Origin of the sequence: Rathayibacter sp. AY1F9 (genome assembly GCF_002932155.1) — a bacterium.
In the GTDB taxonomy this organism is placed as follows: Bacteria; Actinomycetota; Actinomycetes; order Actinomycetales; family Microbacteriaceae; genus Rathayibacter.
The window spans coordinates 1-12354 of record NZ_PSVA01000017.1; the positions used below are offsets into that span (position 1 = coordinate 1).

Consider the following 12354-nt stretch of genomic DNA (forward strand, 5'->3'; position numbering starts at 1 on the left):
CGGGCGGCCTCGGAGCCGGCCGATGGCTGACTCCCCCCGCCGCGGAGCCCCCGCACCCGACTCCGAGGCCGCCCGCGTCTACCGCCACCTCAAGGAGGTGTTCGGCGCCGACGGCCCGCGCCGCATCCGGAAGACCGTCGAGCGCGCCGAGCCCAAGGGCGACGCGATCCCGTTCGGCAAGGGCCGCGACCCGCACGACCTCGGCGACGTCCTCGACTCCCTCACCGTGAAGCTCGGCTGGACGGCGCCGCTGACGCAGGGCGACCTGATGTCGTCGTGGACGGCGATCGCCGGCGAGGAGACCGCGAAGCACTCGACTCCGGTGGGCGTCGTCGACGGCGTGCTGACGGTCGCGTGCGAGTCCACGGCGTGGTCGACGCAGCTCCGGCTGATGCGGATCGAGATCATGAACCACATCGCCGTGAACTTCCCCGACGCGGGCATCGCGTCGATCCGTTTCCAGGGCCCGGACGTCCCGAACTGGAAAAAGGGTCCCAGGTCGATTCCAGGGCGTGGTCCGCGCGACACCTACGGCTGAGGACGCATTTTCGGTCGACCGCCGATCTTTCGCGCCTCAGATCGCCGTCCAGCGCTTCGGATCGACCCGGCACGCGGTAGAATGGAGGGCCGCCGAACCGCAGTGACGCCGCCGCGCGGGCGATCTCCAGATCACCGTGCGCGTCGCGACGGACCGTCAGAGGAGAACTCCACAGCTATGACTCACGAGCCGAACGACTCCACGTCACCCGCAGCGAACGACCTGGACGCGAACGGCTCAGCAGCCCCCTCCGCTCCGCACGAGAGCATGTCGACCAAGTCGTCCGGCGACTACGGCGCGAACCAGATCCAGGTCCTCGAGGGCCTCGAGGCGGTCCGCAAGCGCCCCGGCATGTACATCGGATCCACGGGTCCGCGCGGTCTGCACCACCTGGTCTACGAGATCGTCGACAACGCCGTCGACGAGGCGCTCGCGGGCTACTGCGACAACATCGAGATCCTGATGCGCGCCGACGGAGGCGTCACCGTCTCCGACAACGGCCGCGGCATCCCGGTCGACATGCACCCGACCGAGGGCATCTCCACGGTCGAGCTGGTCCTCACCGTGCTGCACGCCGGCGGCAAGTTCGGCGGCGGCGGCTACGCGGTCTCCGGCGGCCTGCACGGCGTCGGCTCCTCCGTGGTCAACGCGCTGTCGACGCGCCTCGACGTCGAGGTCAAGCGCCAGGGCGCCGTGTACCGGATGAGCTTCACCGACGGAGTGCCGGACGCCCCGCTCGAGAAGGGCGAGGCCAGCGACGAGACCGGCACGACGATCACCTTCTGGCCCAACGCCGGCATCTTCGAGACGGTCGAGTTCGACTACGAGACCCTGCGCGCGCGCTTCCAGCAGATGGCGTTCCTCAACAAGGGCCTGCGCATCGCGCTGACCGACCAGAACGAGGTCGAGTTCGAGGGGGAGGGCGAGAACGAGACCGAGGGCGACCGGACCGACGTCTTCCACTACGAGAAGGGCCTCGTCGACTACGTCGAGTACATCAACTCGCTGAAGAAGTCGGACCTCGTGCACTCCGAGATCATCGATTTCGAGTCCGAGGACACCGAGCGCCGCATCTCGCTCGAGGTCGCCATGCAGTGGACCACGGCCTACACCGAGAGCGTCCACACCTACGCGAACACCATCAACACCCACGAGGGCGGCACCCACGAGGAGGGCTTCCGCGCCGCGCTGACCACTCTGGTCAACCGCTACGCGCGCGCGAACAACCTGCTCAAGGAGAAGGACGAGAACCTCTCGGGCGACGACATCCGCGAGGGCCTCACCGCCGTCGTGTCGATCAAGCTCGGCGAGCCGCAGTTCGAGGGCCAGACCAAGACGAAGCTCGGCAACACCGAGGCGAAGGCGTTCGTGCAGCGCGTGGCCGGCGAGCAGCTGGCCGACTGGTTCGACCGCAACCCGAGCCAGGCCAAGGACATCATCCGCAAGGCGATCCAGGCGGCCTCGGCCCGCATGGCGGCGCGCAAGGCGCGCGAGACCGCCCGCCGCAAGGGCCTGCTCGAGGGCGGCGGCATGCCGGGCAAGCTCAAGGACTGCCAGTCCAAGGACCCGTCGATCTCCGAGATCTTCATCGTCGAGGGCGACTCGGCGGGAGGATCCGCGGTGCAGGGCCGCAATCCCGAGACGCAGGCGATCCTCCCCCTCCGCGGGAAGATCCTCAACGTCGAGAAGGCCCGGCTCGACCGCGCTCTCGGCAACAACGAGGTCCAGGCGATGATCACGGCGTTCGGCGCCGGCATCGGCGAGGACTTCAACCCCGACAAGGCGCGGTACCACAAGATCATCCTGATGGCCGACGCCGACGTCGACGGCCAGCACATCACGACGCTGCTGCTGACGCTCCTCTTCCGCTACATGCGCCCGCTGATCGACCTCGGCTACGTCTACCTCGCGCAGCCGCCGCTGTACCGCCTCAAGTGGTCGAACTCCCCGCACGAGTACGTCTACAGCGACCGCGAGCGCGACGCCCTGATCGCGCACGGCTCGGCGACCAACAAGCGCATGCCCAAGGAGAACGGCATCCAGCGCTACAAGGGCCTCGGCGAGATGGACTACAAGGAGCTGTGGGAGACCACGATGGACCCCGCCACGCGGACCCTCCTCCAGGTCACGCTCGACGACGCGGCCGCGGCCGACGAGATCTTCTCCACTCTCATGGGCGAGGACGTCGAGTCCCGCCGTTCCTTCATCCAGAAGAATGCGAAGGACGTGCGCTTCCTCGACATCTAGTGGTCGAGGAAGCGGACGTCCTTCGAAAGACGGCGGCCGGGCGGTCCAGTGGACCGTCCTCGCGACCACCTCGAACACGTGACGGCGGCCCTCGATGGGCCGCATCCTCGACCAGAACACGACAGTAGCCCTCACCGGCCCGCACACCTGACACCCAGCGCGACCGCCGCCCCCGCTTCTCCGGGGCACGGACCCACCTGAGAGACCAGAGATCATGGCAGAAGAATCCACCACCCCCACCGGCCCGGACGAGAGCGACGACATCGTCACCGAGACCGGTGTGGTGATCCACGGTCACGACAAGATCGAGCCGGTCGACCTGCAGCTCGAGATGCAGCGCTCCTACCTCGACTACGCGATGAGCGTCATTGTCGGGCGCGCCCTGCCGGAGGTGCGCGACGGCCTGAAGCCCGTGCACCGCCGCGTGATCTACGCCATGTACGACGGCGGCTACCGTCCCGACAAGGCGTTCTCGAAGTGCTCGCGCGTCGTCGGCGACGTGATGGGCCAGTTCCACCCGCACGGCGACTCCGCGATCTACGACGCGCTGGTCCGCCTGGTGCAGCCGTGGAGCCTCCGCTACCCGCTCGCGCTCGGGCAGGGCAACTTCGGCTCCCCCGGCAACGACGGCGCCGCCGCCCCCCGGTACACCGAGACCAAGATGGCGCCGCTCGCGCTCGAGATGGTCCGCGACATCGACAAGAACACCGTCGACTTCCAGGACAACTACGACGGCCGCACGCGCGAGCCGGCGATCCTGCCGGCCCGGTTCCCGAACCTGCTCGTCAACGGCTCCGTCGGCATCGCGGTCGGCATGGCGACCAACATCCCGCCGCACAACCTGCGCGAGGTCGCCGCCGGCGCGAAGTGGGCGCTCGAGAACCCGGACGCGACGCGCGAGGAGCTCCTCGAGGCGCTGCTGCAGCGGATCAAGGGACCCGACTTCCCCACCGGTGCGCAGATCCTCGGCGTCCGCGGCATCCAGGACGCGTACCGCACCGGCCGCGGCTCGATCACGATGCGCGCCGTCGTCTCCATCGAGGAGATCCAGGGCCGCACCTGCCTCGTCGTCACCGAGCTGCCGTACCAGGTGAACCCGGACAACCTGGCGATCAAGATCGCCGAGCTGGTCAAGGACGGGCGCGTCTCGGGCATCGCCGACATCCGCGACGAGACCTCCGGTCGCACCGGCCAGCGCCTCGTCGTCGTCCTCAAGCGCGACGCCGTGGCGAAGGTGGTGCTGAACAACCTCTACAAGCACACGCCGCTGCAGGAGAACTTCGGCGCGAACATGCTCGCGATCGTCGACGGCATCCCGCGCACGCTCTCGCTCGACGGCTTCATCCGCGCGTGGGTCGACCACCAGGTCGAGGTCATCGTGCGCCGCACCCAGTACCTCCTCGACGAGGCGGAGGCGCGGATCCACATCCTGCGCGGCTACCTCAAGGCGCTCGACGCGCTCGACGAGGTCATCGCCCTCATCCGCCGCTCCCCCACCGTGGAGGAGGCGCGCGACGGCCTGATGGAGCTGCTCGACATCGACGAGGTGCAGTCCCGCGCCATCCTCGACATGCAGCTGCGCCGCCTCGCGGCCCTCGAGCGCCAGAAGATCATCGACGAGCACGACCGGATCCAGGCCGAGATCGAGGACTACAAGTCGATCCTCGCGAGCCCGGAGCGCCAGCGCACGATCATCTCGGACGAGCTCGACGAGATCGTCGACCGCTTCGGCGACGACCGCCGCACCGAGATCCTCTTCGGGTTCGACGGCGACATGAGCGTCGAGGACCTGATCCCCGAGGAGGAGATGGTCGTCACCGTCACCCGCGGCGGCTACCTCAAGCGCACCCGGAGCGACTCCTACCGGGCGCAGCACCGCGGCGGCCGCGGTGTGCGCGGCGCGCAGCTGAAGGCCGACGACATCGTCGAGCACTTCTTCGTCACCACTACGCACCACTGGCTCCTGTTCTTCACGAACACCGGCCGCGTGTACCGCGCCAAGACCTACGAGCTGCAGGAGGCCGGCCGCGACGCCAAGGGCCAGCACATCGCGAACCTGCTCGCGCTCGAGCCGGGGGAGCAGATCGCGCAGATCCTCGACATCCGCGACTACGAGGCGGCCCGCTACCTCGTGCTCGCCACGCGCGACGGCCTCGTGAAGAAGACGGCCCTCTCGGAGTACGACACGAACCGCTCCGGCGGCATCATCGCGATCAAGCTGCGCGACGGCGACGAGCTCGTCTCGGCGCTCCTGGTCGAGGAGGACAGCGACGTGCTGCTGGTCTCCCGCAAGGGCATGTCGATCCGCTTCACCGCGTCCGACGAGGCGCTGCGTCCGATGGGCCGCTCCACCTCCGGAGTCCGCGGCATGTCGTTCCGCGGAGAGGACCGCCTCCTCGACGCCAACGTCGTCAGCGACGAGGGCTTCGTGTTCGTGGTCACCGAGGGCGGCTACGCCAAGCGCACCGCGGTCGACCAGTACCGCCTCCAGGGACGCGGCGGGCTGGGTATCAAGGTGGCCAAGCTGGAGGAGAAGCGCGGCGACCTCGTGGGCGCCATCATCACCGGAGAGGACGACGAGGTGCTCGTCGTGCTCGCCAGCGGCAAGGTGGTACGCTCTGCGGTGGCCGAGGTACCGGCCAAGGGTCGCGACACCATGGGAGTCGTCTTCGCACGATTCGCTGAGGACGACCGCATCATCGCACTCGCCAAGAACACCGAACGCAATCTCGACGCCCAGGACGAGGATCCCGACGCCGCGGCGCCGGCCGAGTCCGCCCCGGTGTCGGAGGAGGATGGGTCCGTAGATGAGTAGCACCGTCGCCGAGAAGCTCGCCAGGAAGTCCGCGAAGAGCCCGGCGGCGAAGCAGGTCCGCCTGAAGCTGGTCTACGTCGACTTCTGGTCGGCCGTGAAGCTCTCGTTCCTGCTGGGCCTGACGCTCGCGATCATCACGATCGTCGTCGTCTACCTGGTCTACACGGTCCTGGCCCAGACGGGAGTGTTCGACGAGGTCAACGGCCTCGTGCAGGACATCGCCGGCGCCGAGGCGTTCGACCTCAACACGATCATCTCGCTGCCGCAGGTCATGGGCTTCGCGATCGTCGTCGCGGTGCTGAACACCATCGTCACCACCGCGCTCGGCGCGATCGTGGCGCTGCTGTACAACCTCAGCGTCAAGATCACCGGCGGCCTCCTGGTGGGCTTCACCAACCAGTAGGGCGCACGGTCCGGCCGATTGGGATTCCTGCTCGATGTCGGGTAGAGTCTCCTCTGGCCATTCCGGGGGTATAGCTCAGGCGGTTAGAGCGCTTCACTGATAATGAAGAGGTCCCAGGTTCAAGTCCTGGTACCCCCACCCGGTCCGAACGGCCCGTCACCTCGCGGTGGCGGGCCGTTCGACTCTCGGAGACGGATCGCCCCGTCTCCGGCCCGGGGCCTTAGCTCAGTTGGTAGAGCGCCTGCTTTGCAAGCAGGATGTCAGGAGTTCGAATCTCCTAGGCTCCACACTTCCTCCCCGCTCGCGGGTGCTCCCCCTTCGTCGGCCCTTCTGGTCCACCGGCCCACGGCACTCCGGGTCCTCCGCCGTCGCGGGGTCACCGTGTCGAGGTCTTCGGCGGCCTCTCCTGTCGCCGACCGTGCGGTCCCCGCGATCGAGGTCGCCACTCGGACGGCCGAGTCGCCCGCTCAGCGGTCCACGCAGGCGAGGCCGAGGAACTGCTGGACCGAGAGGGTCTCGGACGTGCCGTCGCGGATGTCGCCGACGATGATCTCACCGACGGAGAGCGTGTCGAACTGCTCGGCCGTGAAGACGACCGGGCGGGCGAGCACGGAGCGGTCGGTCGCGTAGGCGCCCAGCGCGAGGTCGACGCCGAGCGGGAACCGCTCGATCACCGTGTCGGCCGGCCAGACCGTGGATCCGGAGAGGTCGGTCGCGCCCAGCTGCGTGACCGGGGACGGGGAGACCCAGCGGGTGACCCTCCGCAGCCCGTCGCCGATGGTCAGGGGGGCGGAGTCGGAGGCGGCGAGGTCGAGGCCGTCGACGGACCCCGAGCACACGACGACGACCCCGAGGACCTCGCCTCGCTCGCCGCCCCGTCCGAGCCCGACCGCGGCCGTGGTCACCGGCTCCTCGGAGGCGCACCCCGAGAGCGCGAGGTTGCCGAGCAGAACGACGGTGCTCGCGAGCGCGGCGCGACGGTGCATGGGTCCTCCCGCGGCCACCCTACGCGGGCAGGGCGAGGGCCAGAGCGGCGAGAGCCTGCGGAAGGGAGGGAGCGCCCTCCGCTCGGAAGACCACCTCTCCGGCCGTGTCCCGCACGACGACCGTGGGGGTCGAGCGGATGCCGGCGGCCTCGGCCTCGACGGGGTGGAAGGCCACGTCGCGCTCGCGGATCTCGGCGGCGGGGACGAGCTCCGCGGCGCGCTCCAGCACCGAGCGCGCGGCATGGCAGGCGCCGCAGAAGGCGGAGGTGTAGAGCTCGACGATCACGACGAAGGGAACGCCGGGGCGCGGCCGGGGATTCCCGGGCACCGTCAGCGGAGGAGCCAGGCCTCGTTCATGGTGAGGGCCGCGTCGACGAGCTCGACGCGCTCCAGCTCCTCGACGTCGCTCAGGGGGAACCAGGCGGCGGCGTCCGTGGAGCCGTCCACCTCGTGCGTGAGCTCCCCGCCCACGATGCGGGCGCGGTACACGACGCGGATGGCGTGCAGGGGGCCGGCCTCGGGGTCGCTGCGGCGGTGCGCGGGGATCACGTGCGAGTCCACGCCGATGAGGGCCTCGAGCTCGGCACGGTAGCCCGTCTCCTCGAAGATCTCGCGGACCGCGGCGTCGGCGGGCGACTCGCCCTCGTCGATCCCGCCGCCCGGAAGCGTCCAGGCCGACCAGGGGCCCTGGCTCCAGTGCGCGAGCAGCATCCGCTCACCGTCGATGATCACGCCGTACGCGGCGACCCGGATGTCCACCGCAGAAGCCTAACCCGGGCATGCAAAGGAGCCGGACCCCTTGAGGGGCCCGGCTCCAGCGACGAGAACGTCAGGAAGCGGTCGAGGCCGCGTTCTGCGCGGCGCTCTGCGGCTCGTCCTCGGCGACCCACAGCTCGTCGTCGGCGCGGAACGTCTGCCAGACGGCGTAGCCGATGCCGCCGACGGCAACCAGCGCGGCGCCGATCGCGAAGACCGTGCCGACCTTGCTCTTCTTCTTCGGGGGAGTGGTGAGCTCCTCCCAGCGCGCCTTCGAGATCTCGGCGAGCTTCGCGCGGTTCTTCGAGTCCTTGGCGGCCTCGAAGGCGGCGGCGGCCGTGCCGCCCACAGCGGCGAAGGTCGGGACGACCTTGTGCTTGTAGGCGTGGCGGGCCGAGGAGTACGTGCCCTCGACGGCCGAGACGCCGTTGTCGTAGACCGGCTTGACGCGCGAGTCGTACGTGTCCTTGACGAAGGGGACGAGCTCCTTCTTGGCGTACTTCGACGCGTGGCGGCGGCTCTTCTCGAGCACGGAGGCCGCGTGCGCCAGCACCTCCTGCTGCTCGCCCCAGACCGCCTCGGCGTTCTTGCGAAGACGCTTGAGGTCCTTCTTGTGCTTACGTGACAGACCCATGTTGGTCCTCCATCGGCTACGAGCAGCGAACGCCTCAATACTGCCACTCATCGATCGGCGTCCGCATCGCGCACCCAGCGCATTGACACCGGGCGTTGCAGGGGCCTACAGACGCGCTGTGCGAGAATCCGAGCATGCCTTTGCACACCGCAGTCGCGACGTTCCACACCAACAAGGGCGACATCGTCGTCAACCTCTACGGGAACCACGCTCCCAAGACGGTCCGCAACTTCGTCGGTCTCGCGACCGGCGACATCGAGTGGACCCACCCCGCCACGGGTGCGAAGACGAAGGAGCCGCTCTACAACGGCACCGTCTTCCACCGCATCATCCCCGACTTCATGCTCCAGGGCGGCGACCCGCTCGGCCAGGGCATCGGCGGCCCGGGGTACCAGTTCGACGACGAGATCAACTCGGAGCTCGACTTCACCCAGCCCTACATCCTCGCGATGGCGAACGCCGGCAAGCAGGCGGGCCGCGGCACCAACGGCTCGCAGTTCTTCATCACCGTGGCGCCGACCACCTGGCTCCAGGGCAAGCACACCATCTTCGGCGCCGTCGCCGACGAGGAGTCGAAGAAGCTCGTGCAGTCGCTCTCGGCTGTTCCCACCGACGGCCGTGACAAGCCGCTCGAGGACGTCGTGATCGAGAGCGTCGAGATCACCGAGGTCTGATCGCCTCATCCACCACTCATTCGAGGGCCGGGTCCGTCAGGGCCCGGCCCTCGTTCTCCCCGGAGGCACGTCCGTGACCCAGGTTCCGCCGAGCAGCATCTACTCCTGCTACCGACACCCCGACCGGCAGAGCTTCGTGCGCTGCCAGCGGTGCGGCCGCACCATCTGCGGCGAGTGCCAGACGCCGGCTCCGGTCGGCGTGATCTGCCCGGACGACATGGCGCAGCAGCGCGCCACCGCACCGCGCACCCGCGGTCCCCTCCTCTCCCGCGTGCGGGCCATGACCCGTGCCGACCAGCCGACGGTGACCTACGCGATCATCGCGCTCTGCATCGTGCTGTGGATCGTCGAGATCCTCCCCTTCGTCGGCGGGCCGGCGGTCAACGCGCTCCTGTACGCCCCCGCCTACACGCTCCCCGGCTTCGGCGCCGGCTTCGAGCCGTGGCGGATGCTCACCTCGGTGTTCCTCCACAGCACGTCGCTCTTCATCGTCATCCCGTTCCACCTGGTGCTGAACATGTACACGCTGTGGGTGTTCGGCATGGTGCTCGAGCGCATGCTGGGCCGCGGGCGCTACCTCACCCTCTTCCTCCTGAGCGGTTTCGCCGGATCGGTGGGCGTCCTGCTCCTCGCGAACCCGTTGACCCCGGTGATCGGCGCCTCCGGTGCGATCTTCGGGCTGATGGGCGCGTACCTGGTGATCCTCCGGCACCTGGGCGGTCAGGCGTCGCAGCTGCTGGTGCTGGTCGGACTGAACCTCGTCATCGGCTTCCTGCCCGGGATGAACGTGGCGTGGCAGGCGCACGTCGGCGGTCTGGTGGCGGGCGCGCTCATCGGGCTGGTCTTCACGAAGACGCGGCAGCGCGCCCAGCGGCGCACGCAGAACCTCCTCGTCGGGCTCATCGGAGTCGGACTGGTCGCGATCACCGCCGGCGCCTACGTCCTCGGCTGATCCCTCCCCCTCCCGCAGCGGCGGGTCCGGCAGTGCCTCGCGCACTCCCGGGCCCGCCGCTTCGTCGTTCCCGTGGCGACCGTCTCCACCGCTGTCCACAGGTGCTCTCAACAGGTGGGGAGGAAGTTATCCACAGAGTTGTTAACACTGGGGAGAACGTCCCGGGTGTCCTCCTCGGGAGGACGATCCGGGGACGGCGGCGCGTCCGAGGACCGGCGGACTGGTGCGGATCCGGGCCCTCCTCACCTCGAGCAGGCCAGCGCGGCGGGGACCGCGGAGTTCTCCACAGGAGATTCCACAGCTGGGGATAATTACAGCGGTGTAGTTCTCCGGCGGACGGCCACCAGGGCCGTCGCCTCACGGTCGTTGTCGCGGTGCAGCGAGGTGGCGAACCCGGCCGCCTGGAACGCCGAGGCACTCGCCGCGGCCTGATCCGCGCCGACCTCGATCACGACGACGCCGTGGGGTGCGAGCCACGCCCCCGCCTCCTGAGCGATACGGCGGTGCAGGGCGAGCCCATCCGACCCGCCGTCGAGCGTGAGCATCGGCTCGTGCACCCGGGCCTCCGGCGGCATGAGCGCGATCGCCGCGGTGGGGACGTAGGGGGCGTTGACGACCACGACGTCGATCCGCCCGCGCTCACTCCGGGGGAGCGCGTCGAAGAGGTCGCCCTCGTGGACGTCGCCGCGGCCTGCGAGCGTGCGGCGCGCGCAGGCGACGGCGGCGGGGGAGAGGTCGGCCGCGAGCAGGCGGACGTCCGGCCGCTCCTCCGCGATCGACCGGGCGAGCGCGCCGGATCCGCAGCAGAGGTCGAGCAACACCGCGCCGTCCGGGAGGACCTCCAGGGCGCAGTCGACCAGCCACTCGGTGCGCACGCGGGGCACGAAGACGCCGGGTGCGACGGGGACGCGCAGGCCGCGGAAGGCGACCCAGCCGAGGATCTGCTCGAGGGGCTCGCCCGTCTCGCGGCGACGGAGCAGCAGCTCGAGGTCGGAGGGGGAGTCGGCGGCCTCCTCGAGCAGGCCCGCCTCCTCCTCAGCGAAGACGCAGCCGGCGGTGCGCAGACGCTCCACCGACGACGAACGCCCCGTCGGCGGACCGGACGGGGCGTCGTTCACGACTGGGGGAGGCTCAGCGCCAGCGCGTCGTCATCAGGAAGCCGATGAACGCGATGCCGAAGCCGATCAGGATGTTGAGGTTGCCGAGATCGGGGATCGGCAGGGTGCCCTGGCTCACGTAGAAGACGATGATCCAGGCGAGTCCGAGCAGCATGAAGCCGAACATCACCGGCTTGAACCAGACCGGATTCGGTGCGTTCTCGCCGGTCCGGGCCTCGTCGCGCTCGGGCTTCGGGCTCTTCGTCGCTCGTGCCATGCCGACCACTGTACCTGGCGGAGGCTCCGGGCCGGGAGCGCCGGGGCTGCGCGGGTGCTGTGCGGACTCGCGGAGCGGCCGGTGCAGGCGCTCGAGTGGTCCCATCGGCCCTCCTCAGGCGGCGACTCGGGAGGGCTCTCCACAGGTCCGGATCATGCGCCACAGCCGGTCACGGCTCGCGCCTAGACTCGTCGCATGACCGCCCAGAACCCCGACGGGGCGGCTCTGCGGCCGCGAGCGAAGCGACGGAGGGCCCGCCCGGTCCGACGACTCTCGTTCTTCGGAGTCGTCGGCGAGCTCCTGATGACCGCCGGCGTCCTGGTCCTGCTCTTCCTGGCCTGGCAGCTCTGGTGGAACGACGCGGTGATCGCGGGCCGGCAGACGACGCAGGCCGCGGAGCTCCGCGAGACCTGGGGCGATTCCTCTCCGGCACCGCAGCCGACCGAGGCCGCCCCGACGGAGCCGGTCGTCGCGTCGGTCGCCGCCCTCGACACCTCCTTCGGCAACCTCTACATCCCGCGCTACGGCGAGGGGTGGGTGCGCACGATCGCCGAGGGCATCGACGCCGAGAACGTGCTCGACGAGGGGAGCATCGGCCACTACCCCGGGACGCAGATGCCCGGGCAGGCCGGCAACTTCGCGCTCGCCGCGCACCGCAGCGCGTACGGCGGAGGCATGCACTTGATCGACGAGCTCCAGCTCGGCGATCCGATCTACATCGAGACGGCGGACGGCTGGTACACCTACCGCTTCCGCAACCTCGAGTACGTCCAGCCCTCCGACGTCCAGGTGATCGACCCGGTTCCGTGGACTCCGGACGCGGCTCCGACCGACCGCCTGATCACGCTGACGAGCTGCAACCCGCTCTACTCGACGGCCGAGCGGATCATCGCGTACGGCGTCTTCGACTCGTTCCAGCCGCGGTCCGCGGGCGCCCCCGCCGAGATCGCCGCCTCGCTGGCTCAGGAGGGCTGA

13 protein-coding genes and 2 tRNA genes are annotated in these 12354 nt (G+C 69.6%); 9 read left to right on the top strand and 6 right to left on the bottom strand.

From position 1 onward, the window contains the following. Window positions 1–22: 22 nt before the first annotated feature. The 6 genes from C5C37_RS11420 to C5C37_RS11445 all read left to right on the top strand — a co-directional run bounded on the left by C5C37_RS11420 (window position 23) and on the right by C5C37_RS11445 (window position 6290). Entirely contained in the window at window positions 23–538 is a 516-nt protein-coding gene (locus C5C37_RS11420) for a DUF721 domain-containing protein (protein ID WP_104338961.1), read from the top strand. A gap of 267 nt (window positions 539–805) precedes the next feature. Next, window positions 806–2785, top strand: a complete 1980-nt coding sequence (gene gyrB, locus C5C37_RS11425; RefSeq protein WP_208543372.1) for a DNA topoisomerase (ATP-hydrolyzing) subunit B — start codon at window positions 806–808, stop codon at window positions 2783–2785. Between the two features lie 214 nt (window positions 2786–2999). Further along, a complete protein-coding gene (gyrA, locus tag C5C37_RS11430) occupies window positions 3000–5600 on the top strand; it encodes a DNA gyrase subunit A (protein ID WP_104337102.1) in 2601 nt (866 codons plus the stop codon). Beyond that, window positions 5593–6003 (top strand): DUF3566 domain-containing protein, encoded by a 411-nt coding sequence (locus tag C5C37_RS11435; RefSeq protein WP_104222673.1) that lies wholly within the window; start codon window positions 5593–5595, stop codon window positions 6001–6003. Before gyrA ends, C5C37_RS11435 begins: the two co-directional genes overlap by 8 nt. A gap of 64 nt (window positions 6004–6067) precedes the next feature. After that, a tRNA-Ile gene (locus C5C37_RS11440) sits at window positions 6068–6141 on the top strand. A 76-nt stretch (window positions 6142–6217) separates the two neighbouring features. Continuing rightward, window positions 6218–6290: transfer RNA gene (locus tag C5C37_RS11445), tRNA-Ala, on the top strand. Window positions 6291–6470: 180 nt separating this feature from the next. Here C5C37_RS11445 and C5C37_RS11450 read toward each other — a convergent pair. The 4 genes from C5C37_RS11450 to C5C37_RS11465 all read right to left on the bottom strand — a co-directional run bounded on the left by C5C37_RS11450 (window position 6471) and on the right by C5C37_RS11465 (window position 8379). After that, the gene (locus C5C37_RS11450) at window positions 6471–6989 is read right to left on the bottom strand and encodes a hypothetical protein (protein WP_104268819.1); all 519 of its coding nucleotides are present in this window, start codon (window positions 6987–6989) and stop codon (window positions 6471–6473) included. Window positions 6990–7008: 19 nt separating this feature from the next. Further along, window positions 7009–7317 (bottom strand): thioredoxin family protein, encoded by a 309-nt coding sequence (locus C5C37_RS11455; RefSeq protein WP_258059325.1) that lies wholly within the window; start codon window positions 7315–7317, stop codon window positions 7009–7011. 2 nt (window positions 7318–7319) lie between these two features. Beyond that, window positions 7320–7748 (bottom strand): NUDIX hydrolase, encoded by a 429-nt coding sequence (locus C5C37_RS11460; RefSeq protein WP_104222671.1) that lies wholly within the window; start codon window positions 7746–7748, stop codon window positions 7320–7322. Between the two features lie 70 nt (window positions 7749–7818). Further along, on the bottom strand, window positions 7819–8379 hold the full coding sequence (locus C5C37_RS11465; protein WP_104247539.1) for a hypothetical protein: 561 nt from the start codon (window positions 8377–8379) through the stop codon (window positions 7819–7821). 134 nt (window positions 8380–8513) lie between these two features. On the opposite strand from C5C37_RS11465, the gene C5C37_RS11470 reads away from it, so the two are divergent. Together C5C37_RS11470 and C5C37_RS11475 are read left to right on the top strand one after the other, a co-directional pair. Then, window positions 8514–9053, top strand: coding sequence for a peptidylprolyl isomerase (locus tag C5C37_RS11470; protein ID WP_104222669.1), 540 nt, complete (start codon window positions 8514–8516; stop codon window positions 9051–9053). Between the two features lie 73 nt (window positions 9054–9126). Then, window positions 9127–10005, top strand: coding sequence for a rhomboid family intramembrane serine protease (locus tag C5C37_RS11475; RefSeq protein WP_104338962.1), 879 nt, complete (start codon window positions 9127–9129; stop codon window positions 10003–10005). Window positions 10006–10316: 311 nt separating this feature from the next. Here the strand turns inward: C5C37_RS11475 and C5C37_RS11480 are convergent, their stop codons facing one another. Both C5C37_RS11480 and C5C37_RS11485 read right to left on the bottom strand, forming a co-directional pair. Next, complete coding sequence (locus tag C5C37_RS11480; protein ID WP_219814482.1) at window positions 10317–11123, bottom strand: putative protein N(5)-glutamine methyltransferase; 807 nt, start codon at window positions 11121–11123, stop codon at window positions 10317–10319. A gap of 13 nt (window positions 11124–11136) precedes the next feature. Further along, a complete protein-coding gene (locus C5C37_RS11485) occupies window positions 11137–11379 on the bottom strand; it encodes a cell division protein CrgA (RefSeq protein ID WP_104222667.1) in 243 nt (80 codons plus the stop codon). Between the two features lie 195 nt (window positions 11380–11574). Between C5C37_RS11485 and C5C37_RS11490 the strand changes: the two genes are divergently transcribed. Beyond that, window positions 11575–12354 carry a class E sortase gene (locus C5C37_RS11490; RefSeq protein WP_104338964.1) on the top strand — a complete coding sequence of 260 codons (780 nt, stop codon included), beginning with the start codon at window positions 11575–11577 and terminating at the stop codon, window positions 12352–12354.